Annotated in this window: 23 protein-coding genes; 13 read left to right on the forward strand and 10 right to left on the reverse strand. The window is 69.0% G+C overall.

The window, feature by feature from the left end:
- Nucleotides 1-355 precede the first annotated feature (355 nt).
- Nucleotides 356-1,132 carry an enoyl-CoA hydratase gene (locus EV675_RS00005; RefSeq protein ID WP_130355402.1) on the reverse strand — a complete coding sequence of 259 codons (777 nt, stop codon included), beginning with the start codon at nt 1,130-1,132 and terminating at the stop codon, nt 356-358.
- Nucleotides 1,133-1,269: 137 nt separating this feature from the next.
- Here EV675_RS00005 and EV675_RS00010 point away from each other — a divergent pair, with 137 nt between their 5' ends.
- Together EV675_RS00010 and EV675_RS00015 are read left to right on the forward strand one after the other, a co-directional pair.
- Nucleotides 1,270-1,920, forward strand: coding sequence for a nucleotidyltransferase family protein (locus EV675_RS00010; RefSeq protein ID WP_130355403.1), 651 nt, complete (start codon nt 1,270-1,272; stop codon nt 1,918-1,920).
- 80 nt (nt 1,921-2,000) lie between these two features.
- The gene (locus EV675_RS00015) at nt 2,001-3,758 is read left to right on the forward strand and encodes a M61 family metallopeptidase (protein WP_130357850.1); all 1,758 of its coding nucleotides are present in this window, start codon (nt 2,001-2,003) and stop codon (nt 3,756-3,758) included.
- Nucleotides 3,759-3,773: 15 nt separating this feature from the next.
- Here EV675_RS00015 and EV675_RS00020 read toward each other — a convergent pair whose 3' ends face one another.
- The 4 genes from EV675_RS00020 to EV675_RS00035 are packed head-to-tail and all read right to left on the reverse strand — an operon-like array spanning nt 3,774 to nt 6,979.
- Entirely contained in the window at nt 3,774-4,526 is a 753-nt protein-coding gene (locus EV675_RS00020; protein WP_130355404.1) for a uracil-DNA glycosylase, read from the reverse strand.
- On the reverse strand, nt 4,523-5,311 hold the full coding sequence (trpC, locus tag EV675_RS00025; RefSeq protein WP_130355405.1) for an indole-3-glycerol phosphate synthase TrpC: 789 nt from the start codon (nt 5,309-5,311) through the stop codon (nt 4,523-4,525). The genes EV675_RS00020 and trpC overlap by 4 nt, the downstream gene beginning before the upstream one ends.
- 34 nt (nt 5,312-5,345) lie before the next feature.
- Entirely contained in the window at nt 5,346-6,377 is a 1,032-nt protein-coding gene (gene trpD / locus EV675_RS00030; protein WP_165404599.1) for an anthranilate phosphoribosyltransferase, read from the reverse strand.
- 32 nt (nt 6,378-6,409) lie between these two features.
- On the reverse strand, nt 6,410-6,979 hold the full coding sequence (locus EV675_RS00035) for an aminodeoxychorismate/anthranilate synthase component II (protein ID WP_130355406.1): 570 nt from the start codon (nt 6,977-6,979) through the stop codon (nt 6,410-6,412).
- Between the two features lie 575 nt (nt 6,980-7,554).
- Here EV675_RS00035 and EV675_RS00040 point away from each other — a divergent pair.
- The 5 genes from EV675_RS00040 to EV675_RS00060 are packed head-to-tail and all read left to right on the forward strand — an operon-like array spanning nt 7,555 to nt 12,222.
- A complete protein-coding gene (locus tag EV675_RS00040) occupies nt 7,555-8,433 on the forward strand; it encodes a TauD/TfdA dioxygenase family protein (RefSeq protein ID WP_130355407.1) in 879 nt (292 codons plus the stop codon).
- The gene (locus EV675_RS00045; RefSeq protein WP_130355408.1) at nt 8,426-9,115 is read left to right on the forward strand and encodes an RraA family protein; all 690 of its coding nucleotides are present in this window, start codon (nt 8,426-8,428) and stop codon (nt 9,113-9,115) included. The genes EV675_RS00040 and EV675_RS00045 overlap by 8 nt, the downstream gene beginning before the upstream one ends.
- Nucleotides 9,112-10,281: a M20 metallopeptidase family protein gene (locus EV675_RS00050; RefSeq protein WP_130355409.1), complete on the forward strand. Its 1,170-nt coding sequence runs from the start codon at nt 9,112-9,114 to the stop codon at nt 10,279-10,281. The genes EV675_RS00045 and EV675_RS00050 overlap by 4 nt, the downstream gene beginning before the upstream one ends.
- Before the next feature lie 41 nt (nt 10,282-10,322).
- Nucleotides 10,323-11,279, forward strand: a complete 957-nt coding sequence (locus EV675_RS00055; protein ID WP_130355410.1) for a Bug family tripartite tricarboxylate transporter substrate binding protein — start codon at nt 10,323-10,325, stop codon at nt 11,277-11,279.
- A 55-nt stretch (nt 11,280-11,334) separates the two neighbouring features.
- Complete coding sequence (locus tag EV675_RS00060; RefSeq protein WP_130355411.1) at nt 11,335-12,222, forward strand: LysR family transcriptional regulator; 888 nt, start codon at nt 11,335-11,337, stop codon at nt 12,220-12,222.
- Here EV675_RS00060 and EV675_RS00065 read toward each other — a convergent pair.
- A complete protein-coding gene (locus EV675_RS00065) occupies nt 12,219-12,986 on the reverse strand; it encodes an AraC family transcriptional regulator (RefSeq protein ID WP_130355412.1) in 768 nt (255 codons plus the stop codon). The two genes, EV675_RS00060 and EV675_RS00065, sit on opposite strands and share 4 nt — an antisense overlap.
- 278 nt (nt 12,987-13,264) lie before the next feature.
- Between EV675_RS00065 and EV675_RS00070 the strand changes: the two genes are divergently transcribed.
- Nucleotides 13,265-14,941 carry a 2-isopropylmalate synthase gene (locus EV675_RS00070; RefSeq protein WP_130355413.1) on the forward strand — a complete coding sequence of 559 codons (1,677 nt, stop codon included), beginning with the start codon at nt 13,265-13,267 and terminating at the stop codon, nt 14,939-14,941.
- 10 nt (nt 14,942-14,951) lie between these two features.
- On the opposite strand, the gene EV675_RS00075 is transcribed toward EV675_RS00070, so the two are convergent.
- On the reverse strand, nt 14,952-15,845 hold the full coding sequence (locus EV675_RS00075; protein ID WP_130355414.1) for a LysR family transcriptional regulator: 894 nt from the start codon (nt 15,843-15,845) through the stop codon (nt 14,952-14,954).
- Nucleotides 15,846-15,955: 110 nt separating this feature from the next.
- Here EV675_RS00075 and EV675_RS00080 point away from each other — a divergent pair, with 110 nt between their 5' ends.
- Genes EV675_RS00080 through EV675_RS00100 form a run of 5 tightly spaced genes read left to right on the forward strand, consistent with a single transcriptional unit; the run spans nt 15,956 to nt 20,542 of the window.
- Nucleotides 15,956-16,951 carry a Bug family tripartite tricarboxylate transporter substrate binding protein gene (locus tag EV675_RS00080; RefSeq protein WP_165404338.1) on the forward strand — a complete coding sequence of 332 codons (996 nt, stop codon included), beginning with the start codon at nt 15,956-15,958 and terminating at the stop codon, nt 16,949-16,951.
- A gap of 31 nt (nt 16,952-16,982) precedes the next feature.
- Nucleotides 16,983-18,029 carry an Ldh family oxidoreductase gene (locus tag EV675_RS00085; protein ID WP_130355415.1) on the forward strand — a complete coding sequence of 349 codons (1,047 nt, stop codon included), beginning with the start codon at nt 16,983-16,985 and terminating at the stop codon, nt 18,027-18,029.
- 31 nt (nt 18,030-18,060) lie between these two features.
- Nucleotides 18,061-19,023, forward strand: a complete 963-nt coding sequence (locus tag EV675_RS00090) for a Bug family tripartite tricarboxylate transporter substrate binding protein (protein WP_130355416.1) — start codon at nt 18,061-18,063, stop codon at nt 19,021-19,023.
- A 2-nt stretch (nt 19,024-19,025) separates the two neighbouring features.
- On the forward strand, nt 19,026-19,805 hold the full coding sequence (locus EV675_RS00095) for an MBL fold metallo-hydrolase (protein ID WP_130355417.1): 780 nt from the start codon (nt 19,026-19,028) through the stop codon (nt 19,803-19,805).
- Between the two features lie 2 nt (nt 19,806-19,807).
- The gene (locus tag EV675_RS00100) at nt 19,808-20,542 is read left to right on the forward strand and encodes an ABC transporter substrate-binding protein (protein WP_130355418.1); all 735 of its coding nucleotides are present in this window, start codon (nt 19,808-19,810) and stop codon (nt 20,540-20,542) included.
- Nucleotides 20,543-20,557: 15 nt separating this feature from the next.
- Here the strand turns inward: EV675_RS00100 and EV675_RS00105 are convergent, their stop codons facing one another.
- The 3 genes from EV675_RS00105 to rpe form a co-directional block, all read right to left on the reverse strand.
- A complete protein-coding gene (locus EV675_RS00105) occupies nt 20,558-22,078 on the reverse strand; it encodes an anthranilate synthase component I family protein (RefSeq protein ID WP_130355419.1) in 1,521 nt (506 codons plus the stop codon).
- A gap of 277 nt (nt 22,079-22,355) precedes the next feature.
- On the reverse strand, nt 22,356-23,066 hold the full coding sequence (locus EV675_RS00110) for a phosphoglycolate phosphatase (protein ID WP_130355420.1): 711 nt from the start codon (nt 23,064-23,066) through the stop codon (nt 22,356-22,358).
- A 28-nt stretch (nt 23,067-23,094) separates the two neighbouring features.
- Entirely contained in the window at nt 23,095-23,811 is a 717-nt protein-coding gene (gene rpe, locus EV675_RS00115; RefSeq protein WP_130355421.1) for a ribulose-phosphate 3-epimerase, read from the reverse strand.
- Nucleotides 23,812-23,891 lie beyond the last annotated feature (80 nt).

The raw sequence follows: 23,891 nt of genomic DNA on the forward strand, positions 1-23,891 counted from the left end.
TTTTACGTCTGTCAAATCGTCGTTAGCGCTGCTAATTTCGATTCGTCAGACCCCTGCTGCACTACCACCCTGCCGCAAGGCCCCTTCTTTTGGTCGACTGCTTCGCTGCGCCCGCTTATGCGTAACCGCCGCTGAAACCGCCTTCCTCACCCTTCGCACTTCCCGCTGCGCCTGTTGCCGCTGCGGTTGCGTTGTTTGCGTCGAGAAAGAGACTATAGCACGCATTGAAATCGGCACGCAAATCGATCCAGGCTTTCTTGTCAGTTTCGTGACCGAAACCGGGCCCTTGCGGGCCCTCGTACAGCGCGCAAAGCGCGCTGTATCGCCATTTGGCCTGGACGAAAATTTTTTTGCGTCACTTGTGCCGGAACGACGGAGGACGCTTGGCGATGAAGGCGTCCATGCCTTCCCTCTGGTCTTGCGTCCCGAACAGCGAATGGAACAGGCGGCGTTCGAACTGCATGCCTTCGGCCAGCGGCGCCTCGAAGGCACGGTTCACCGCCTCCTTGGCCATCATGACCGAGGGCAGCGACATCGAGGCGATGACGGTGGCCATCTCGATCGCCTCGTCCAACAGTTTGTCCGCGGCCACCACGCGCGATACCAGGCCCGCGCGCTCGGCCTCGGCCGCGTCCATCAGCCGTCCGGTCAGCACCAGGTCCATGGCCTTGGCCTTGCCCACCGCGCGCGGCAGGCGCTGCGTGCCGCCCGCGCCGGGGATGATGCCCAGCTTGATCTCGGGCTGCCCGAAGCGCGCCGTCTCGGCCGCCACCAGGATGTCGCACATCATGGCCAGCTCGCAGCCGCCGCCCAGCGCATAGCCGGCCACGGCCGCGATCACCGGCTTGCGGATGCGGCGCAGGGTCTCCCAGTTGCGGGTGATGAAGTCCGAGGCGTAGGCCTCTACATAGGTGAGGTCCTTCATCGCGCCGATGTCGGCGCCCGCGGCGAAGGCCTTTTCGCTGCCGGTGATGACCATGGCGCCGATGTCGGGATCCGCGTCGAAGGCCAGCAGCGCCGCCCCCAGCTCGTCCATCAGCGCATCGTTCAGCGCATTGAGCGCCTTGGGGCGATTCAGGGTCAGCAGGCCGACCCGGCCACGATTCTCGACCAAAACCAGAGCTTCGCTCACGACCACACTCCTTCCTATATATATGTACCGGGCGCGCCGGTGCCGCCTCAAGCATACCCGCACCCGCGGCGGCCGGCGGCTTGAGTTTCGCTCCGCCATGGCGCACCATCTTCGGTTCCATATTCCAAGGAAGGCACATGGCTGGAGGAGCAAGCGGCGGCCGCAGCATCATCGGACTGCTGCTGGCCGCGGGCCGGGGGTCGCGCTTTTCGGCGGACGGCAGCGCGAACAAGCTGCTGGCCGGCGTCGACGGACGGCCTGTCTGCGCCGCGGCGGCCCAGGCCCTGCGCGGGGCGCTGCCGCGTGTGGCGGCGGCCGTCTCGCCAGCCGCGCCCCGGGTGGGCGATGCGCTGCGGCAGGCCGGGTGCGAGGTCATCGTATGCGACCGCGCGGCCGAAGGCATGGGCGGCACGCTGGCGCAGGCCGTCTCGTGGCTATCGTCGCGGGAACAGGCGGCCGGCAACGAGGCGCCCGCCTGGTGCATCATGCCCGCCGACATGCCGTGGGTGCACGCCGATACCGTCGCGGCGCTGCGCGACGCCTGGCTGGCCCTGCCGCCGTCCCGGCGCGAACGCGCCGTGCTCGCGCCCACCTACCGGCAGATGCGCGGCCACCCCGTCCTGCTGGGGCCGGACTGGGCCGCGCCGCTGTCGCAGCTGCAGGGCGACGAAGGCGCCCGCGCCCTGATCTCCGGCCAGGTCACCCCCCTGGCCGTGGAAGACCCGGGCTGCGTGCGCGACGTCGATACGCCGGACGACCTGGCGCCGGGCCCCACTCTCCTCGCCTAACCATGAAAGGACTTATGCAACGAACCGCCGTCCCCACGCGCCCCGCGCCTCGCCGGCGCGCGTCCCTGCCGGACACGCCCATGACCGAAGCCATTTCCTATCGCCTGGAGCCCGTCGATCCGGCCGGACACCGCTGCCGGGTCACGATGTCCATCCCCGACCCCGACCCGACCGGGCAATGCGTCAGCCTGCCCGCCTGGATCCCCGGCAGCTACATGATCCGCGACTTCGCGCGGCAGATCGAGAGCATCGAGGCGCGGGCCTGGGGCCGCAGGATCGAACTGACCAAGCTGGACAAGCAGACCTGGCAGGCCGCGCCGTGCCGCGGGCCGCTGCAGATCGTCTGCGAGATCTACGCCTGGGACCTGTCGGTGCGCGCCGCGCATCTGGACCAGAGCCACGGCTTCTTCAACGGCACCAGCGTGTTCCTGCGCGCGGCAGGCCACGACGGCGTGCCCTGCCTGCTGGAGCTGGTGCCGCCGCGCGGCCTGGACTGGAAGGTCTACACCAGCCTGCCCGAGGCAGACGGGCATCCGCAGCGGGCGCCGCGCCACGGCTTTGGCATGTACCGCGCGCCGGACTACGATGCGCTGGTCGACCACCCCATAGAGATGGGCACACCCCAGGTCGCCAGCTTCGAGGCCCATGGCGCGCGGCACGAACTGGTCTTCACCGGCGACATTCCCAACCTGGACCTGGAACGGCTGGTGGCGGACATCCGCAAGATCTGCGAGAAGCAGATCGCCTTCTTCGAACCCCGCACCCGGCGCGCGCCCTTCCTGGACAGCTCGGACCGCTATGTCTTCATGACCATGGTCACCGGCGACGGCTACGGGGGCCTGGAACACCGCTCGTCCACCGCGCTGATGACCTCGCGGTCGGACCTGCCCGTGCAGGGGCGGCCCGAACAGACCGACGGCTACCGCAACTTCCTGGGCCTGGTCAGCCACGAGTACTTCCACACCTGGAACGTCAAGCGCATCAAACCCGCGGCCTTCGCGCCCTACGACCTGGACCGCGAGAACCATACCCGGCTGCTGTGGCTGTTCGAGGGCTTCACCTCCTATTACGACGACCTGTTCGTGCTGCGGGCCGGCGTCATCACCGGGCAAGACTACCTGCGCACGCTCGCCAGGACGGTATCCCTGGTGCACGCGGCGCCCGGCCGCTTCAGGCAGTCGGTGGCGGAAAGTTCGTTCGACGCCTGGACGCGCTACTACCGCCAGGACGAGAACTCGCCCAACGCCATCGTCAGCTACTACACCAAGGGCTCGCTGGTCGCGCTGGGGCTGGACCTGCTGCTGCGGCACGAAAGCGGCGGACGCCACGGCCTGGACGACGTGATGCGGCTGCTGTGGACGCGCTATGGCCGCGACTTCTACCGGGGAGCCGCGCGCGGCGTCGAGGAAGACGCCATGCCGGACCTGATCCGGGAAGCCACCGGCGTCGATGCCCGCGATTTCCTGCGCCGCCACGCCTACGGCCGCGAGGACGTGCCCTTGGCGGAACTGCTCGCGCGGCACGGCTACGCCCTGACCTGGAAGGCCTCGTCGCCGCTTCCTTCCCTGGGCGTGAAGACCGCGCGCCAGGGAGAAGACCTGCGCCTGGCCACCGTGTACACGCTCGGCCCGGCCCACCGGGCGGGGCTGTCGGCGCAGGACGTGCTGGTGGCCATCGACGGCCTGCGCGTGCAGAACGGCAACCTGGACAAGCTCCTGGCGCGCTACCGGCCCGGCGACCTGATCGAGATCCACGCTTTCCGGCGCGACGAACTGCGCCGGTTCACGGTCAAGCTCGACCCGGCGCCGGAAACGGAGTGCGTGATCGCGGCGGCCTGATCCGGCCGCCCGCCTTCACCAGGCGACGGGCTCGCGCCCCTGCTCCGCCAGCCAGCGGTTGGCGGTCTCGAAATGCCCGCAGCCCAGGAACGGCACCGGCGGGCGCCGGGCCGACAGGGGCGAGGGATGATTGGCCATCAGCACCAGGTGCCTGCCGCCAGGCGGCAGCAGCGCCTGCTTGGCCTGCGCATGCGCGCCCCACAGCATGAAGACCTTGGGCGAGGGCTCGCGCGCGACAGCGGCGATGACCGCGTCGGTGAACGCTTCCCAGCCTTGCTTCGCGTGCGAGGCGGGCGCGCCGTCTTCCACCGTCAGCGAGGTGTTGAGCAGCAGCACGCCCTGCCGGGCCCATCGCTGCAGATCGTTGCCGAAGGCGGCGGGATTGCCGCCGAAGCTGGCCGCGATCTCGTTGAAGATGTTGCGCAGGCTGGGCGGCCGCTTGAAGCCGTCCGGCACCGAGAACGCCAGGCCCTGGGCCTGGCCGGGGCCGTGGTAGGGATCCTGCCCCAGGATCACGACCCGGGTGGACTCGGGCGTGGCCAGGTCCAGCGCGCGAAACGGCATGGCCGGATAGATCACGGCGCCCGCTTCCCGGCGCAGGTCGACGAAGCGCCGCAGCGCGTCGAAGGACGGGCTGGCCAGCGCCTCGGCCAGCAATGCGCGCCAGCCGGCAGGCAGGCGATCCACGTGGCTTTGCAGCGGTTCGGCCAGACGGTTGTCCGGCTCCGCCGCGAACAGGTCGGCGGGCGGCCGAGCGGGCGCGCTCATGCGAACAGCCGCGCCAGTTCGGCGCCGGGATCGGGGGCCCGCATGAAGGCCTCGCCCACCAGGAAGGCGTTGACGCCGTACTCGCGCATCTGGCGCACCTCGGACGGGCCCAGGATGCCGCTTTCCGTGACCACCCGCTTGCCGGCCGGGATCCGCGGCAGCAGGCTGATCGTGGACTGCAAGGAAACCTCGAAGGTCCGCAGGTTGCGGTTGTTGATGCCGAGCAGGCTGGTCCGCAATTCCAGCGCGGTGTCCAGTTCGGCCGCGTCATGGACCTCCACCAGCACGTCCATGCCAAGTTCCAGCGCCAGCGCTTCCAGGTCTCGCAACTGCGAAGGCTCCAGCGCGGCCACGATCAGCAGGATGCAGTCGGCGCCCATCGCCCGCGCCTCGACCACCTGATAGGAGTCGACGATGAAATCCTTGCGCAGCACGGGCAGCGCGCACGCGGCGCGGGCGCGTCGCAGGTAGTCCTGCGACCCCTGGAAGAACTGCACGTCGGTCAGCACGGACAGGCAGGCCGCGCCATGCGAGGCATACGAGGCCGCGATCTCGTCGGGCTGGAAGTTCTCGCGCAGCTGGCCCTTCGACGGCGAGGCCTTCTTGATCTCGGCGATCACGCCGGACTGGCCCGCCGCCACCTTGGCCTCGATGGCCTGCGCGAAGCCCCGCACGTCCTGCCGTGCCTCGGCTTCGCGCCGCAGGTCGGACTCGCTGCGAAGCAGGCGCGCGGTGGCGACTTCTTCGGCCTTTACTTCCAGTATGCGTTGGAGAATGTCACTCATGACCCACCCATCAGGATTCCTGTGCGAAGACGGCTCATTGCGCCGCCTTCCTGGTGAACGATACGAACTCGTCCAGGCGCGCGCGCGCGGCGCCGCTGGCGATCAGCTCGAAGGCCTTGCGTATGCCCTCGGCCACCGACGACACGGTGTTGCCGGCATACATGGCCAGGCCGCCGTTCAACGCGACGATGTCGCGCGCGGGGCCTGGTACGTTGGACAAGGCTTCCAGCACGAGTTCACGGGATTCGTCGCGATTGGCGACTTTCAGGCTGCGGTTGGACACCATCTGGAGGCCGAAGTCCTCGGGATGGATCTCGTACTCGTGCACTTCGCCGTCGCGCAGCTCGCCCACCATCGTGGCCGCGCCCAGCGAAGCCTCGTCCATGCCGTCCTTGCCGTAGACCACCAGCACGTGCTTGGAGCCCAGGCGCTGCAGCACCCGCACCTGGATGCCGACCAGGTCGGGGTGGAACACGCCCATGAGCTGGTTGGCGGCGCCGGCCGGGTTGGTCAGCGGCCCCAGCAGGTTGAAGATGGTGCGCACCGCCAGTTCCTTGCGGATGGGCGCGATGTTCTTCATGGCCGAGTGGTGGATGGGCGCGAACATGAAGCCGATGCCGGTGGCGTCGATGCATTCCGCCACGGCCGCGGACGGCAGCATGACGTTGGCGCCCAGCGCCTCCAGCACGTCGGCGCTGCCCGACGACGACGAGACCCCGCGGTTGCCGTGCTTGGCGATCTTGGCGCCGCCGGCCGCCGCCACGAACATGGCCGCGGTCGAGATGTTGAAGGTATGCGCGCCGTCGCCGCCGGTGCCGGCCAGATCGACCAGGCTGTCGGTATCGGGCACCTTAACGCCGTCGGCGAACTCGCGCATGACCTGCGCGGCCGCGGTGATCTCGCCTATGGTCTCTTTCTTGACGCGCAGGCCCATGATGAGCGCGGCCGCCGTCGCCGGCGACATCTCGCCGCGCATCAGCATGCGCATCAGCGACAGCATCTCGTCATGGAAGATCTCGCGGTGTTCGATGCAACGCACCAGCGCTTCGGTCGGGGTAATGGGCACCATGGACTCCTTGGGAAATCGTTGCCGCTGGTTCATGCGTTCAACTGCAGGAAATTGCGCAGCAAGGCATGGCCGTGCTCGCTCAGGACGGATTCGGGATGGAACTGCACACCGTAGACGGGAAGGCTGCGGTGGCGCACGCCCATGATCTCCCCGTCGTCGGTCTGCGCCGTCACCTCCAGGCAATCGGGCAGGCTGTCGCGCTCGATGGCGAGCGAGTGGTACCGGATGACCGTGTAGGGCGACGGCAAGTCCCGGAACACGTCGCTGCCCGTATGGGTCAGGGCCGACGTCTTGCCGTGCATGATCTGCCGCGCGCGGACGATTTTGCCACCAAACGCGGCGCCGATGGACTGGTGGCCCAGGCACACGCCCAGGATGGGCACCTTGCCGGCATAGGCCTGGATGAGCGGCACCGAGATGCCGGCCTCGGCGGGCGAGCACGGTCCGGGCGAGACGCAGATACGCTCGGGCGCCAGCGCCGCGATCTCGTCCAGCGTGATCTGGTCGTTGCGGTACACCCGCACGTCGGCGCCCAGTTCGCCGAAGTACTGGACCAGGTTGTAGGTAAAGGAATCGTAGTTGTCGAGCATCAGCAGCATGCCGCTCTCCCCGTGGAATCGAACAGGCCAGTGGCCGGGAACATGTCGGCGATCGCGCCGTCCGGGAGCGGGCGCCACCACGCGAGCGACGAGCCACGATGCGCGCGTGCGGGGGTTCGGCTGGCAAGGGGGGATACTGCTGGATACACGGACAATCTCCTGGATCGGGAGCCGCCGTGCCGGGGGAGCTGTGTGAATTCGCGACCTGCCACCGGTTACGGCGGCAGGGTGCAGTTTTCGAACCGCAACGACGTGCCGCTTCCTAGCGGAAGCGCCACCACTGAGCTGCTTGGTTCGAAACGATGCGGTTCATGTCTTGAAGTGAGTCGGGAGCCGCGGCCATGTGCGCGTTTCAGCTCCGGCGGGAATTCTAGCGCGTCCGCGTTTCGCTTGTCGAACGGAAGAAATAGGGACGGAACATGGCGCCGACAGGGACTCCAGCCCTCCCCTATCAAATCCCCTTATCGCCCACCGCCTCGATTCGATTGGCGCCGATGCCGCGCGCGTTCGCATAATCGTTCCACCTCGATGCCCGGCGCGGCCGGACGCATCCGGGGCCAACCGGAGATGTGTCGATGCGATTCGCGGTAACAGAGATAGTCGAGGACTTCGTGGGCGAGATCGAGGACTTCCCCTTCGACGCCATCGACCAGGACGTCGTGGCCCAGCTGAAGGCGGCCTGGTTCCGCTACCCGGTCCTGCGCTTTCGCGGCGTTCGGATCGGCGACCGGGAACAGGTGGCTTTCAGCCGCGCGCTCGGCCCGGCGGTGTTCCATCCGCGGCAGCTCCAGGAAGGCAGGAATGCCGAGTTCCCCGAGATCCTGGTCATCAGCAACAAGAAGAAGGCCGACGGTTCGCCCGCCGGCGACCTGGGCGACGGCGAAGTGCGCTGGCACACGGACACCTGGTTCGTCGAGCAGCCGCCCTCGGCCGCCATCCTGCGCGCAGTCGAACTGCCCGACCAGGGCGGCAACACCTATTTCGCCAACATGTACGCCGCCTACGAGGGCCTGGACCCGGCGATGAAGACGCGCCTGGACGGCCTGGCCATCCATCACCAGTCGGTCATCGACGGGCGGGGGGAAGTTCGGCTGGGCAAGTCGCCGCCGGTGTCCGATGACTACGCCACCTGGTCCGGCGTCGATCACCCCCTGGTCCGCCTGCACCCCGGATCCGGCCGGCCGTGCCTGTACCTGGGCGGCGACCGACCGCACCAGTCCATCCCCGGCATGCCACAGGACGAAGCGGCGCCGTTGCTGGCGGACCTGTGGGCCGCCGCCACCGATGCCCGCCACGTCTGGGCGCAGCAATGGCGGCCGGGCGACATGATGATGTGGGACAACCGCTGCCTGCTGCACAAGCGCGATGCCTTCGACCCGCGATCCGTGCGGCGCCTGCACCGGACCACCGTCGAGGGCGAGCGGCCCGTCGCCGCGGAGCTGATGCATGCCTGAGGCCGCCTTCCGCTTCGGCGACATGCCTGCGCCCCTGCCGTCCGAATTACGCGCGCTGGCCGACGGCCTGGAGCCCGCCGCGCTGGGCCATCTGCTGAACGAAGGTTTCACCGGACCGCGCCACCGCCACCTGGCGGGCCGCCGCGAACCTTCGCTGGGCATGGTCGTGACCTGCCGCAGCCGCGGCGCCGATAACGCCATCGTGCACCACGCGGTCTCGCGCCTGCGGGCCGGCGACTTCCTGGCCATCGCGCGCGAGGCGGATGACCAGGAAGCCTGCCTGGGCGGCGGCCTCGCGCTTGCCGCCGAACGGGCGGGCTGCGCCGGCATCCTGGTGGACGGGCCGGTCACGGACGTGCAGGAGCTGCGGCAACTGGCCGTGCCCGTCTGGGCCACCGGCCTGACCGCGCTGACCTGCAAGCGCCGCTATGAAGAAGGCGAGTTCTGCTGGCCGATCTCCATAGACGGCGTGGACATCGTGCCCGGAATGCTGGCGCTGGGCGACGAGAACGGCGTGCTTTTCGTGGACGGCGCGCGCCTGCGGGCCTGCGCATCCGAGGCGAAGGCGCGGCAGGCCGCGCAGGCGGAACGCTATGCCCGGGTCCGCGCGGGCGCGCGCCTGGCCGCGCTGAACGGCACGGACGAGGCGTTCGCCCGCATCCTGGCGGAGGCCGAGCGATGACCCCGTTCTCCCTGGAGCCCGGGCGCTACGACGAACTGGTCCGGATCCGGCGCGACATCCACCGCCATCCCGAACTCGCGTTCGCGGAACGGCGCACCGCGGCCATCGTCCGGCAAGACCTGGCCGGGCTGGGGCTGGACCCCATTTGCGGCGTGGCGGGCACCGGCGTCGTGGCGGTGCTGGACACCGGCCGCGCCGGACGCACGGTCGGCCTGCGCGTGGACATGGATGCCTTGCCCATGACGGAAACCGCCGACGTGCCGTTCAAGTCCGAGGTGACCGGCGCGGCGCACACCTGCGGCCACGACGTGCACTGCGCCATCGGATTGGGCGCAGCCTCGCTGCTGTGCAAGCGACGGGATACCTTGCGCGGCCGCTTCAAGTTCCTGTTCCAGCCGGCCGAGGAAACGCTGGAAGGCGCACGGGCCATGATCGAGGCCGGCGCGCTCGAGGCGCCGGCGGTGGACGTCCTGCTGGGCTGCCACAACTCGCCGCAGTTGGACACCGGCCGGATCGGCTATCGGCACGGGGCCTCCATGGCCTCGTCCAGCGCCTTCGTCATCGACGTACGCGGCGCGGCCGGCCATGCCGCCCATCCGCGCTCCGGCGTGGATGCGCTGCAGGCCCTGCCCATGCTGCTGGCCGGACTGAACGCGATACGCGCGAAGGAAGTCGCAGCCGACCAGCCCCTGATTCTTTCCGTGGGCCGGATCCAGGGCGGGCGCGCGCGCAACGTCATCTGCGATGCCGTCACGCTGGAAGGCACCTGCCGGACGCTGGACGACACCGTGCGCGGCGAGGTCGAAGCCGCGCTGCGCCGGCTGGCACAGGGCACGGCCACGGCGACGCGAACGCAGGTGGACGTGCAATGGCATACCCTGGCCCCCGCCCTGATCAACGATCGCGACACCCTGGACCGGACACTCCGCGCGATCGAACGCTGCCTGGGCGCCGACGCGCTGGTCGAGCTCGATGCGCCGTCGATGGGCGGCGAGGACTTCGCCTGGTACCGGCAGCGCGTGCCCGTGGCGCATCTGCGCATCGGCTCGCGAGGCGCGGGGCGCTCGACACAACTGCATCAAAGCGATTATTTCTGCGACGAACGCGCCATCGAGACCGGGGCCCTGGCCCTGGCCTCGGCGGCGGCAGAGCTGGCCGCGTCCTGACGCGCCCCGGCTCACCCCCATGCATTTCAAGGAAACACGACATGGAACGACGACGATTCCTGTTCGGCCTGGCGGCGACCGCCACGATGCCGGCGGCCTGGTCCCAGAACCGGCCGATCCGTTTGCTGGTCCCCTTCGCTCCCGGCGGCGCGACCGACGTCATCGCACGCGAGATCGCGATGCTGATGGGCAAGCACCTGGGCGCCACCGTGGTGGTGGAAAACCGCGGCGGCGCGGGCGGATCGATCGGCACCTCGGAGGTGGCGCGCGCCGCTCCCGACGGCTACACGCTGGGACTCGCCACGCAATCGACCCATGCGGTCAACCCCGTCGTCTACCGCAAGGTCGGATACGACCCGCTGGCCGACTTCACGCTGCTGGGGGAGATCGCGCAGGCCCCCGGCATCCTGCTGGTCAACGCCAAGGTGCCGGCCGCGACCCTGGCGCAGTTCGTGCAGCACCTGCGCAGCCATCCCGACCAGCTGACCTATTCGTCGCCCGGCAACGGCACCATCGGCCACGTCTGGGGCGAGCTGTTCAAACACTCGACCGGCACGACCATGCTGCATGTGCCGTACAAGGGCGCCTCGCAGGCCCTGGCCGACCTGGTGGCGGGTCAGGTCGATTCGACCTTCACCTCGGTCGCCTCGGCCATGCCCTATCTGCGCAACGGCCGTGTACGCGCGCTGGCGGTGAGCTGGCCCCGGCGCCTGGACATGCTGCCCGAGGTGCCCACCTACGCCGAGGCGGGATGGCCGGACAACAACCAGCCGACCTGGTACGGACTGGTGGGGCCGGCGGGGCTTTCCGCAGATGCGCGCGGCGCGCTGCGGGCCGCCATGCGAGCCGCGCTGGACGACCCCGGCCTGCGGGAGAAGTATCGCGGCCAGGGGGTGTTTCCCGCCCTGGGCACTCCCGAGCAATTCGCCGCGACCATCCGGCGCGACATGGACAGCGTCGCGGCCATCCGCAGGACCGCCCACATTTCGGTGGACTAGCCGGCGCTTCTGCCCGATCATCGTCTCCGGCTTTCTTCCAGGCAGACGATAGACCTTGGCATTGAAACTCAGACAGATCGAAGCCTTCCGCGCGGTCATGCGGGAAGGCAGCATGGTGCGGGCCAGCTCGACGCTGGCCATCACCCAGCCGGCCGTCAGCTACCTGATCGGATCGCTGGAAAACGCCGTGGGTTTCGCGCTGTTCCGGCGCGAAAAGGGCAAGCTCATCCCCACGCCCGAGGCGCATCAGCTCATCGACGAAGTCGACCGCCTGTACGAAAGCGTGGACGAGGTCGAGGCGGTGGCGCGACTCATCGCCAACCACCAGCGCGCGGTGCTGCGCATCCTGCTGACCCCCGCCCTGTCCACCGGCGCCTGCGTCCAGGCCATCGGCCGCTACGCGGCGCGGCATCCGGGCCTGCGCCTGGACATCGACACCGCGCACCGGGCAACCATCGTGCGCCGTTTGCTGTCGGGCCATGCGGACCTGGCGGTGTTGTCGCTGCCGGTGGAAACGGACCGTATCGTGGCCACCAGCGTCTTCGCCAGCGACCTGGTATGCGTGCTTCCCGCGCACCGCGCGCCGCCCCGGCCGGACGCCGTCACCCCGGCCGACCTGGCCGATATTCCGCTGATCGGACTCAAGCCCAGCGGCGTGATCCGCCCCATCGTCGACCGCTGGTTTTCCGCCGCGGAAATCAAGCCGCGCTTCGACATCGAGGTGCGCGACGCCTGGACCGCCATCGAACTCGTGCGCGGCGGCGTGGGGGCCGCCATCGTGGGCCGCATCAGCGTCCCGCCTTTGGGCGCGGATCCGCTGCGCGTGCTGGCGCTCGCGCCGGCCCAGCGGATCGAGATAGGCGTGGTGTCGCCGGCCTCGCCCCCGCCCAATCGCACAGTGGGCGCACTGGCGGATTTCCTGCGCGCGCAGTTGCAACCCTAGCGATAGAACGCCGTCGGCGGCACGCCGAACTGCCGCCTGAATGCCGCCGTAAAGGCGCTCTGGCTGTCGTAGCCGTGCTCGAACGCGACCCGCACGACAGGCAGGCCCTGGGCCAGCGCCTCGAGCGCCAGCAGCAGCCGGGCCTGCTGGCGCCATCGGCCGAACGTCACACCGGTACTGCGCAGGAAATGGCGATGGAAGGTCTTGGGGCTCATCGCCAACCGGGCCGCCCACTGGTCCGCCGTGCCGGCCGCGGCGGGATCCTCGGTCAGGGCGCGGCACACGCGTTCGATGCGCGCATCGTCGGGCCAGGGCAGGTGGAACGGCAGCACCGGCAAGGCCCGCAGCTCGTCCAGCAGAAAGCGCATCAGCCGGCCATCGCGGCTGTCGGCGCGATAGCCCGGTGGCACCAGGGTGGCGGCCAGGATCAGTTCGCGCAGCAGCGGCGGAACGTCGATCACGCAATCGGTTCCGGGCAGGCCTTCGATCGCGTCCACATTGACGAACAGGCTGCGCATGCGTACCGCCCCACGCGCGCGGATGGTGTGCTCGACCCCCGCTTGCAGCCAGACCGCGCGGGTGGGCGGCACGACCCAGCGGCCGGCGGCGGTTTCCACGGCCAGGACGCCTTCGATGGCATAGACGAGTTGCGATCGCGGGTGGCTGTGGGGAGGAATGACGTGGCCGGCCGGGTAGTCCACCGCCACGCCGGTCACGGGCGTGGCGGTGGAGTCGTAGGCGGAGCCGGCGGCATGGGAGATCATGGCCCATGCTACCTTACTCTGACCATTTCGCGACAAAAAAAGACCAAACCGCGCAATACGGCCATGATCCGCCGCTTCTATCCTTGACGGCATCGATCATCCGGTTGTCCCCATGCCCCTCGTCATTCCCGCGCTTTCGCTACTACGGCCCCTGCCTTCCGGCCGGGGTCTGCCTGCGCGCACGACGACCCTGGACACCCGCTGATCTCCCCAGACCCCGGCCGGACGCAGCTTTCACCTGAAAGCGGGGAGATCGCGTCCACATTCCGAGGCCTGTCATGATCGACCATCCCGAAACCAAGTATCGCCCCTTCCCTCCCGTCCACCTGCCCGACCGCCAATGGCCCTCGCGCACCATCGCGCGGGCGCCCGTCTGGCTGTCGACCGACCTGCGCGACGGCAACCAGGCCCTGTTCGAACCGATGAACCGCGAACGCAAGCTGCGGCTGTTCGACGAACTCGTGCGCCTGGGCTTCAAGGAAATCGAAGTCGGCTTTCCCGCCGCCTCGCGCACCGACTTCGACATCGTCCGGCACCTGGTCGACCAGCGTCGCATTCCCGACGACGTCACGCCCATGGTCATCACGCAGTTGCGCGAGGACCTGATCCGCGAAACCGTCCGCAGCATCCGGGGAGCCCGGCGGGCCATCGTCCATTTCTACAACGCGATCGCGCCGGCCTGGCGCCGGGTGGTGTTCGGCATGTCCGTACCCGAGATCCGGCAGATGGTCGATCACCACGTGCGGCTCCTGCGCACACTGACGGACGCCTGCCCCGAGACCGAATGGGTGCTGCAGTATTCGCCGGAGACCTTCTGCATGGCCGAGCTGGAGGTGTCGCTGCAGATGTGCAACACCGCCATACGCGCGTGGGACGCGGGTCCCGGCCGGCCCATCATCATCAACCTGCCCACCACCGTGGAAGTCGCCACGCCCAACGTGTTCGCCGACCAGGTCGAATGGATGAACGACCGCATCGAACGGCGCGAGCACGTGGTCCTGTCCGTGCATCCGCACAACGACCGGGGTACCGGCGTGGCCTGCGCGGAGCAGGCCCTGCTGGCGGGCGCCGAGCGCGTGGAGGGCTGCCTGTTCGGCAACGGCGAGCGCAGCGGCAATCTCGACCTGGTCACGCTGGCGCTGAACCTGTACACCCAGGGCATCCACCCCGGCCTGGATTTCTCGGACATCGCCGCCGTGGCCCGGGTAGCCGAGGAATGCACCGCCCTGCCTATCCACCCCCGTCATCCGTATGTCGGCGACCTGGTCTTCACCGCCTTCTCGGGCTCGCATCAGGACGCCATCGCCAAGGGCTTCGCGGCGCGGCGCGAAGGGGATGTCTGGGAAGTGCCATACCTGCCCATCGACCCGCACGACCTGGGGCGCACCTACGACAGCATCGTCCGCGTCAACAGCCAGTCGGGCAAGGGCGGCATCGCTTTCCTGCTCCAGCGCGACCGTGGCGTGGTCATGCCGCGCCGCATGCAGGTGGAGTTCGGCGCCATCGTGCAAAAGCATGCGGACGCCAGCGAAACGGAGCTCGGCAGCGACGAACTGTGGGCGCTGTTCAGCCACACCTATCTGGCGCCGACCGCCGAGGGCGGCTCGCTGGTCTATCGCGGCCACCGGCTGTTCGACGCCGAGGCAGGCCAGGGCATCGAGCTGGAAGTGACGGACGAGACAGGGCGCGTGCGCCGCCTGCGCGGCACCGGCAACGGGCCCATCGCGGCGACGGTGGACGCGCTCGGCCTGCCGTTGCGCATCGACGGCTACGAGGAGCGCAGCCTGGGTGCCGGCGCCGACGCCCGGGCATTCGCCATCGTCGAGGCCGCCCTGCCCGGGGTCCCGGGAACCCGCTACGGCGCGGGCTGCCACGCCAACATCGTCGTGGCGTCGGTGCTCGCGGTGCTGAGCGCGGCGGCGCGCTTCGGAAGCAACGGCGTCGGCCTGGCCTGACACGCAGCCGTCAAACCGTGCGCCGCGTCTTCATCAACATGTCGTACAGCAGCTGGGCCACCGGGCTGAGCTGCCTGCCGCGCCGATGGATCAGCCCGATGTCCCGGCTGACGGCAGGCTCGCGCAAGGGCTTGCTGACCAGGGCCGCATGCCGGCCCTTGGGCATGGCCAGTTTCGGCACGACGCCTATGCCCACCCCCGCTTCCACCAGGCTGACCAGCGCGGGCACGTGCTGGACCTCGCAGAACCATCGCGGCTGCTGCGCGCTGTGGGCCAGGGCCTGGTCCATCAGGAAACGATTGCCGCTGCCCTGCGCCAGCCGGATGAAGTGGTGATCGGCCAGTTGCGCCCAGGTCAGCGTGCGTCGCGCGGCAAGGGGGTGGTCGCGCCGAAGCGCCACCACGAAGGGTTCGTTCAACAAGGGCTGGTAGGTGATCTCGGCATCCTGCGTGCCGATGTAGGTCAGGCCGAAATCGGCGTCGCCGCGCGCCACCGCGGTCAGGACTTCGGATGACGACTCGTCGATGATGCGGATACGGATGCGCGGGTATTGCTGGTGGTACTGGCGGATGACCTCGGGCAGGAAGTAGGCCACCGCCGACGGCACGCAGGCGATGGTGACTTCGCCCGACAATTTCTCGGCCACGTCCTGGATCCCGATCAGCGCACTCTCCAACTCGTTGAGGACGTTTCTTGCGCGCGGCACGAAGCCGCGTCCTATGGTCGTCAACTGAACCTTGCGCGTGGTCCGCTCGAACAGCTTGACGCCCAGGGCGTCCTCCAGCTTGTCCACCCGCCGGGACAGCGCGGACTGCGACACGTGCAGGGATTCGGAGGCGGCCCGGAAGCTTCCCAGGTCGGCCACGGCAAGAAAGGCCCGCAGATCGGCCAGATCGAATTTCATGCGTTTTCGTCAAGAATCCATCCAATTTTTGCACTTTACTCCTGTTTGGCCGACGCCCAAGATGCGCTCCATAGCCTTGCGTCCAGGGCATACCGGATACGGAGACACACTTGCCACATTCGATTTCCCGCCGCCCCGTCCTGCGGCTGCTGACCGGCGGCGCGCTGCTGACCGCCGCCACGCTCGGCCTGGCGCAGGCCGACACCTGGACCCCGGCCAAGCCCATACGCCTGCTGGTGCCCTACGGCCCCGGCGGCAGCTCGGACGTGATCGCCCGCGCCATTGCCACGGAAATGGCGAAGGGCCTGGGCAAGGCCGTGGTGGTCGAGAACAAGGGCGGCGGCCAGGGCACGATCGCCACGAGCGAAGTGGCCCGGGCCCGGCCCGACGGCTACACCATCGTGCTGGGCCACGTGGGCACGCTGGCGGTCAATCCGGCCATGATGAAAGACCTGCCCTACCGGGTCGACCAGGACTTCGCGCCCATCACGCTGCTGGCGCGCCTGCCCATGGTGTTCGCCGTCTCCGACCGGGTGGAAGCCGCCGACCTGCCAGCCTTCATCCGGCTGGCCCGCGCCCGGCCCGGCAAGTTCAACTACGGGTCGGCCGGCAACGGCAGCGCCGGGCACCTCGCCTTCGAGATGCTCAAGACCGCGACGAAGACGGCCATCACGCATGTCCCCTACAAAGGCACCGGCGCCCAGGTCGCCGACCTGATCGCCGGTCACATCGACGCCGCGGCCGCCGGCACGCCCGGCCTCCTGCCGCCGTTCCAGGCCGGCCGGATACGCATTCTTGCCGTGGGCGCATCGAAGCGCCTGGCAGTGCTGCCCGACGTTCCCACCGTGGCCGAACTCGGCTACCCGGGCTTCGAAAGCTCCCAGTGGTTCGGCCTGCTGGCGCCCGCCGGCACGCCCCAGCCAGTGGTGCGGCGCCTGCACGAGGAAGCGCTGAAGGCCCTGCATTCGCCTTCGGTCCAGCAGCGCCTGCAGCACGACTCCAGCGAATCGCTGGGCCAGGGCCCCGCCGAGTTCTCGGCCTTCATCCGCGGCGAACAGGCCCGCTGGGGCGACGTGGTGCGCGCCGCCGGCATTTCGGCCGATTGAACTCCCTTCTTCTCCCATGCAGGAACGTTTCATGTCCTCCACCGCTACCCCGCCCACCAAGTATTCCGAAGCCGAACTGACCCGCCTGGGCATCCTCGCCTTCCGCGCGCTCGGCCTGCCCGAGCAGGATGCCCAGGACGTCACCCGCGTGCTGGTGCTGGCCGACATGTTCGGCCTGTCGACCCATGGCCTGAGCCGCCTCGAATCCTACGGCGATCGCCTGAAGGTCGGCGGCATCGCCGCGCAAGCCCAGGTCACGGTAAGCACGGTGGCACCCGCGCTGCGCCTGGTCGACGGCGGCAACGGCGTCGGCCCGCTGGTCGGCATGCATGCCCTGCGCGCCGCGATGGAAGCCGCGGGCGAATGCGGCGTGGGCGTCGCGTTCGCTCGCGCCAGCAACCATTTCGGGCCGGTCTCTCCCTATTCCCTGATCGCCGCCCAGAGCGGGTTCGCCAGCATCATCGGCAGCAACGCCACCACCACCATCGCCCCCTGGGGCGGCAGCGACGCCAGGCTGGGCAACAGCCCGATCGGGTTCGGCGTCCCCAATCCGGGCGGCGATCCCTTCCTGCTCGACATGGCGATGAGCGTCGTCGCCCGCGCCAAGATCCGCCGGGCCCTCAAGCAGGGCCAGTCCATCCCGGACACCTGGGCCACCGACCAGGCCGGCCGCCCCACCACCGACCCCGCCGCCGCGCTGGACGGCTTCCTGCTTCCCATCGGCGGGCACAAAGGCTATGGCCTGGCCCTGATGGTGGACCTGTTCGCCGGCCTGCTGTCCAACGCGGCCTACCTGACCCACGTGAAGTCGTGGGTCGAAGCGCCGGACGAACCGCAGAACCTGGGGCACTTCTTCATCCTGATCGACACGCGCCGGCTCGGCTCCACCGCCTGGCTGGCCCAACGGATGAACGACTTCGCCGCCATCCTGCACGGCAGCGCGCCAGTCGATCCCGACCAGCCCGTCATCGTCCCCGGGGAAATCGAACTGGGCCGCCTGGCGCGCAGCCGCGCGGAGGGAATCGACCTGGATGCCGACACGGCCGCCCTGCTGGCCGCCTACGCCTCGCCCCGATAGGCCGGCCCGCGACAAAACCGAGGAGGAAGACATGAAGACCCTGACGATCACCCTGATGCTCGGCCTGGCGCTGACCGCGCACGCGGCGGACAAGTACCCGTCCAAACCCGTGCGTGTCATCGTGCCCTACGTCGCCGGCGGCGCCGCCGACATCACCACGCGGGTGATCGCCCAGAAGCTTTCGGACCGCCTGGGCGCGAGCTTCGTCGTCGAGAACAAGCCAGGCGCCAACGGCATGATAGGCACGGACTTCGTCGCCAAGGCCAAGCCGGACGGCTATACCCTGCTGGCCGACGCCAGCGGGCCGCTGGTCGTCAACCCCTCCTTGTACGAAAAGGTGCCGTACGACCCGGTGAAGGACCTCGTACCCGTCAGCCAATTGACTAGCTACCAGTATGCGCTGGTCGTGCCCGCGGCTTCGCCGCTGCACAGCCTGGACGACCTGATCCGGACGGCGCGGTCGCAGCCTGGCAAGCTCAGCTACGGGTCGGCCGGCATCGGCGCCGGCGGCCACCTGGCCGGCGAACTGCTGGCGCTGATGAGCAAGACCGAACTCACCCACGTTCCCTACAAGGGCAACGCCCAGGCACTGGCCGACATCCTGGGCGGCCAGCTGTCCTTCACCTTCGACACCATCGTGACCGCCGTGCCGCACATCCGTAGCGGCAAGCTGCGCGCGTTCGCGGTGTCCGGACCGACCCGCTCGTCCGCGCTGCCCGATGTCCCCACCATGGAAGAACTCGGCTACAAGGGCTTTCACATCACGCAGTTCCAGGGCATTCTTGCTCCCGCCGGCACCGACGCGGCCATCGTGAAGACACTCAACGACGCGGTGGGCGCCGCCATGCGCGAACCCGACGTGGTCAAGCGCCTGGCCGAGGAAGGCGGCTACGAGATCGTCGCCGGTTCCCCGGCGGATTTCGCCCGGCTGATCGCGACCGAACTCGACATGTACAAGCGTCTGATCCAGGACGCGAACATCAGGATGCAATGAACATGACCATGGTCGATGTCCTGATCCAGGGCTACCCCGGACGCGCCACCCATCACGGCGGGCTGGGCTGGAGCACCGTGACGCTGGTGCGTGCCGACGGCCGCAACATCCTCGTCGACGTCGGCGCCTTCGGCGCCCGCAAGCCCATCCTGAAGGCGCTCACCGGCCGCGGCGTGCAGCCGGCCGACGTCACCGACGTGGTGCTGACCCACGCCCACTACGACCATGCGGTCAACTTCACGCTGTTTCCGTGGGCCAACGTCTGGATCGGCGACGAGGAGCTGAACTGGGCCGCCGCGCAGCCGCCGGGCTTCAACCCCATTCCCGAACTCTACGTGCGCGAGCTGTGCGCCTCGCCGCGCGTGCGGCGGGTGCGCGACGGCGAAACCTTCCTGCCCGGGCTGCAGGCCATCGCGGCCCCCGGCCATACGCCCGGCCATCTCCTGTTCTACCTGACCGATACGGAAGAGCCGGTGCTGTTCACCGGCGACGCGGCCAAGAACCGCGCCGAACTGCTCAGCATGAGCGTGGCGGACACCGACGACGCGCAAGCCAGCGCCCGCAGCCTGGAGACGATCTGGCAACTCTGGAAGCGGCGGCCCGGCACATTGCTGGTCCCGGGCCACGACCTCAGCATGCGCCTGGACGCCGACGGCCGCCCCGTCTACGTGGGCGAACGCGCCGCCGAAATCGGCGCCTGGTTCAGCGAGACGCTGCAACAGACGAAGATCGATCTGTGCTGCGCGCCCCGCCTCGATTTCTCCCAACTCGCGAACGATTGACCATGCACATCACTCCCGACGTACGCGCCGCCTTCGCCCCTACCGGCGTACTGCGCGCTTCCATCAACATCGGCAACCCCATCCTGGCTTCGCTGGACGCGGGCAGCGACACCCCGCGCGGCGTGTCGGTCGACCTGGCGCGGGAACTGGCGCGCCGGCTGGACCTGCCCATCGAGCTGAAGGTATTCAAGAGCGCCGGCGAATCCGTGCGCGCGGTCACCGACGAACAGGCCGACGTCGGCTTCTTCGCCATCGATCCCGAGCGTGGGCAGGGCATAGGCTTCACCGCGCCCTACGTGATCATCGAGGGATGCTACCTGGTGCCCCAGGACTCGCCGTTGCGCGACAACGACGAGGTCGACGCCCAGGGCACCACCGTCGTGGTCGGCCGCGGCAGCGCCTACGACCTGTTCCTGACCCGCGCGCTCCAGCACGCCACGCTGCTGCGCGCGCCCACGTCGCCGTCGGTGGTCGAGGTCTTCGTGAAGGAAGGCGCCGACGTCGCCGCCGGCGTGCGCCAGCAACTGGAGGCCGATATGGCGGCCCGCGGCGGACTGCGCCTCCTACCGGGACGCTTCATGGAAATACGCCAGGCCATGGGTCTGCCCAAGGGCAGGAGCGACGAGGCCGCCCGGTTCCTGAGCGCCTACGTGCAAGAAGCCAAGGCCTCCGGCTTCGTGGCCGAGGCCCTGGAACGCCACCGGATCGAAGGCGTGTCGGTGGCGCCGGCGGATTGACGGGCAGGCGCCCCCTCAGACCGGATCGTCCAGCCCCAGCTGCACCTGCTCCGCCGCGCGCAGCACCGCCCGCGCCTTGGCCTCCGTTTCCGCCCACTCCTTCTCGGGCTCGGAATCGGCCACCACGCCGGCGGCCGCCTGCGCGTACAGCATGCCGTTCTTGATCACGCCGGTGCGGATGGCGATGGCCAGGTCCATTTCGCCGCCGTAGCTCAGGTAGCCCGCCGCCCCGCCGTACACACAGCGCCGCACGGGCTCCAGCTCGTCGATCAGTTCCAGCGCCCGCACCTTGGGCGCGCCCGACAACGTGCCAGCCGGGAAGGTCGCGCGCAGCACGTCCATGGAGCTCATGTCCCGGCGCAGCAGCCCGGTGACGTTGGACACCAGGTGCATGACGTGCGAATAGCGTTCGATCGCCAACTGGTCGGTCACCTGCACCGAGCCGATGTCGGCGATGCGGCCGACGTCGTTGCGGGCCAGGTCGATCAGCATGACGTGTTCGGCGATCTCCTTGGGGTCGGCGCGCAGTTCCTCGGCCAGCGCCAGGTCTTCCTCGGGCGTGCCGCCGCGCGGGCGGGTGCCGGCCAGGGGGCGGATCGTGACGCGGCTGCGGGTCTCGCCCTGTTCCTGCACCGCCTCCTGCCGCACCAGGATCTCCGGCGAGGAACCCACGACGTGGAAGTCGCCGAAGTTCCAGAAATACATGTAGGGCGAAGGATTGAGCGAGCGCAGCGCCCGGTACAGCGACAGCGGCGAATCGCGGAACGGCTTGGCGATGACCTGGCCCACCTGGACCTGCATCAGGTCGCCGGCGGCGATGTATTCCTTGGCCTTGAGCACGGCCGCCAGATAGTCCGGCTTGTGGAAGTCGCGGCGCGTCTCGGTCACCATGCTGGCCTGGCTGTACGGGATCTCGGCCGGGCGGCGCAGCTGGGTGCGCAAGTCCAGCAGGCGGGTGCGGGCGCGGGCATAGGCCTCGCGCTGGGTCGGATCGGCGTAGACCATCAGGTAGAGCCGCCCGCTCAGGTTGTCGATGATGGCCAGTTCGTCGATCAGCAACAGCAGCAAGTCGGGCACCGGATCACCCATGCCGGCGGGATCGGGCTTGGTGCAGGGCCCCAGCCGCGGCTCGATGTGGCGGACCATGTCGTGGCCGAAATAGCCGGCCAGGCCGCCCACGAAGCGGGGCATGCCGGGGCGCAGCGCCACCTTGAAGCGCTTCTGGTATTCAGCGATGAAGGCGAGCGGATCGCCTTCGTGGCGCTCGACCACCTGGTCGTCGGTCACCACCTCGACGTTGCGGCCGCGCGCCCGGATGAAAGTGCGCGCGGGCAGGCCGATGAAGGAATAGCGCCCGAAGCGCTCGCCGCCCACAACGGATTCCAGCAGGCAGCTCATGGCGCCGCGCCGGGGCCCGGTCTGGGCCAGTTTCAGGTAGAGCCCGAGCGGGGTGTCCAGGTCGGCATAGGTTTCGGACACCAGCGGGATGCGGTTGTACCCCTGGGAAGCCAGGGCCTGGAATTCGACTTCGGTCATGCTTGCCTCGTATCGCGTGGAATGTTGGGGTTCCGCCGGAGACCTTGTCCGAAACGCACGAGCAGGCATGCCCCGACGGTCCGGCAGGACTCGGGCGGGGAGATTCGTATCGGGATTTGCTAGGGGCCGGTCAGCGCGCTGGCTTACGGCCGGAGAGAATCACCACCACCCGGCAGACGAACGCCACCAGCGCCACCAGGCGCAGGTTTGGACGGACGACCGAGTCATGGCAACCATATGTGCGGGTAATACCCTGGGAAGTATCTAGAGCAACGAACTAGAGCGGCGCCGGTGGAACCACCGTGGTCCGGGACAGGACCTGCGACTGGGAAATCCAAAGCGCCGCGTCGACAAGCGTGGAAACTATACCATCGGACTCGATGGCATGCACATCCCGCCCCTCGTTGTAGCCGTAGGGCACCAGCAGCACGCGGCAGCCGGCCGCCCTGGCCGCCGACGCGTCGTTCATGGAGTCGCCCACCACCACGGCCTCGGCCGGCGTGACGCCCAGCAGTTCGCAGGCATGCAGCACCGGATCGGGATCCGGCTTCTTGCGGGCCACGCTGTCGCCGCTGACCACGGCGTCGAAATAGGCGCGCAGCCCGATGCGCTCCAGCAGCGGGCCGGTGAACTCGGCCGGCTTGTTGGTCACGACCGCGATGCGCAGGCCCTGCGCCTTCATGGCCTGCAGGCCCTCGAGCACGCCGTCGAAGATGCGGGCGGTCTCGCCGTTGACCTCGTGGTAGGCGTCGCGGAAGACATCCAGCGCCTGCGGAAAGCGTTCCTGTTCGGCGCGGCCGTCCAGGCTGCCCGACAGCGCGCGGTGCACCAGGTTCTCCATGCCCTTGCCGACGAAGGTGGCGATGACGTCCTCGCGCAGCGGCACCAGCCCGAACTCGACCCGCATGATGTTCGCGGCGCGCGCCAGGTCGGGCACGGAGTCCACCAGGGTCCCGTCCAAGTCGATCAGTACGGCGCGAAAACTCATGCTGGCTCCTTGCTTGCCGGGTCCGGACTCAGGCGTAGGACGCATCGCCCTTGGCGATCTGCGCGCGCATTTCCTTGATGACCGCCGCGTAGTCGGGCTTGCCGAAGATCGCCGACCCGGCGACGAAGGTATCGGCGCCCGCCGCGCGGATGGCGGCGATGTTGTCGGCCTTCACGCCGCCGTCCACCTCGAGCGCGATGGCGCGGCCGGTTTCCGCCTGCCAGCGGTCCAGCCGGGCACGCGCCTGGCGCAGCTTGTCCAGCGTGGAGGGCAGGAAGCTCTGGCCCCCGAAACCTGGGTTGACCGACATCAGCAGCACGATGTCCAGCTTGTCCATCACGTAATCCATCCAGTCCAGGGGCGTGGGGGGGTTGAACACCAGCCCGGCCTGACAGCCGTGGTCGCGGATCAGCGCCAGGGTGCGGTCGACGTGGCGCGAGGCCTCGGGATGGAAGGTGATGACGTCGGCGCCGGCCTTGGCGAACATGGGGATCAGCGCATCCACCGGCTCCACCATCAGGTGCACGTCGATGGGCACCTGCACGTGGGGGCGGATGGCCTCGCAGACCATGGGGCCGATGGTCAGGTTGGGCACGTAATGGTTGTCCATCACGTCGAAATGTATCCAATCCGCACCGGCGGCCACGACATTGCGCACCTCTTCCCCCAAGCGGGCGAAATCGGCGGATAGAATGCTGGGGGCGATACGCGTGGAAGCGGGCCCGGAAATGGTGAAGGCTGGCATAAGATATTCCGTTTACAGGAGCAAGCCGCGGGGCATCCCAGCGGACGCCGCGCCCGCGGATGCCGGCCCGGCCGGATGCC

The organism is Pigmentiphaga kullae (genome assembly GCF_004216695.1).
Classification (GTDB): Bacteria; Pseudomonadota; Gammaproteobacteria; order Burkholderiales; family Burkholderiaceae_B; genus Pigmentiphaga; species Pigmentiphaga kullae.